We start from the raw sequence: 938 nt of genomic DNA, 5'->3' as shown, positions 1-938 counted from the left end.
ACCGGAGGACAGGGTCGATTTGGCATTCTTACGGGCCACTTCGTTATAGGCGGTGCGAAAACGGCGCACCATCACCGGCCGCCCGCTGCCGTCATTGCGCAGCACCACCTCCCCCGTGGCCTCATTCACTAACGGATGCACAAAACCAAACAGGTTAATCAGAATAAAGATATGCCAGTCCATCAACTCAATGGGCTTGCCCGCCAGTGCGCCCTTGACGTGGGGCACAAATTTGTAAAAGTTCAGGATATGCTGGGCACGGGGTTCACTGAAATAAATTCCACGCGCTTCCCCCGTTTTCAGGTCATTCAGGAACCGCTGACAGGCCAGTTTCACCAACTCACCGGATACAACCTCACCCGCCACGACCCGCTCAGCATAGCGGATGCCTTCTGATACTTTCGCCATGTTAATCTCTCATTTGTAAAAACTCAGCCAGCGGGTCAGCCTTATCTTCCCCGGCCATGTTGACCTTAGACCGGCTGGAGGGTGACATACCAAACGCACTGAGCATGGTGTGGATCCGTTTCCACGCATCGGCTTTCATGCCCGCCGCCGGATGCGCCTTAATTAATCCCTGATCGGTCCGGTAGGTGTAACCTTCACTCTCCAGTGTTTCACAGTGCGTGCGGTATTCGACGTAGGCTTCAACCAGCAACTCAAGGGCTTTGGCGTCAAGGTTAGTCAGCACGCCGACTTTATGCAGTTCCCCGGCGATCCGTTCATGCCAGTACCGGCCCATTTTCCCAAAATGCTTGGGGACATGGGGAACCCCTTTTTCCGGCATCGGTTCATGGGCATTAATCGGGCGCTTTGATGGGTTACCCCTCACCAGACGCAGGTGAGTCGGGGTTGGCGGTCGTCCTGCCATGTGGTTTCTCCTGTAAAATGGTGCAGTTGGGGCACCCCAAAAAAAGGTTGGCATTTCGCGGCGATCT

Annotated in this window: 1 protein-coding gene and 1 pseudogene; both read right to left on the bottom strand. The window is 55.0% G+C overall.

Going from position 1 to position 938, the window contains the following annotated elements:
- Positions 1 to 408, bottom strand: a pseudogene (locus AB204_RS20095) (hypothetical protein); the annotation flags it as partial.
- Between the two features lies 1 nt (position 409).
- On the bottom strand, positions 410 to 871 hold the full coding sequence (locus AB204_RS20090; RefSeq protein WP_047965156.1) for a phage terminase small subunit P27 family: 462 nt from the start codon (positions 869 to 871) through the stop codon (positions 410 to 412).
- Between the last annotated feature and the right edge of the window lie 67 nt (positions 872 to 938).

The sequence above is a fragment of the Xenorhabdus khoisanae genome (genome assembly GCF_001037465.1).
Taxonomy (GTDB): domain Bacteria; phylum Pseudomonadota; class Gammaproteobacteria; order Enterobacterales; family Enterobacteriaceae; genus Xenorhabdus; species Xenorhabdus khoisanae.
The sequence above is the reverse complement of the archived record's forward strand: the minus strand, read 5'-3'. Positions and strand labels throughout refer to the sequence as shown.

What these genes read in the sequence shown, in the direction of transcription:
- AB204_RS20090 (WP_047965156.1), bottom strand. Translation starts at nt 871, where the DNA reads ATGGCAGGACGACCGCCAACCCCGACTCACCTGCGTCTGGTGAGGGGT.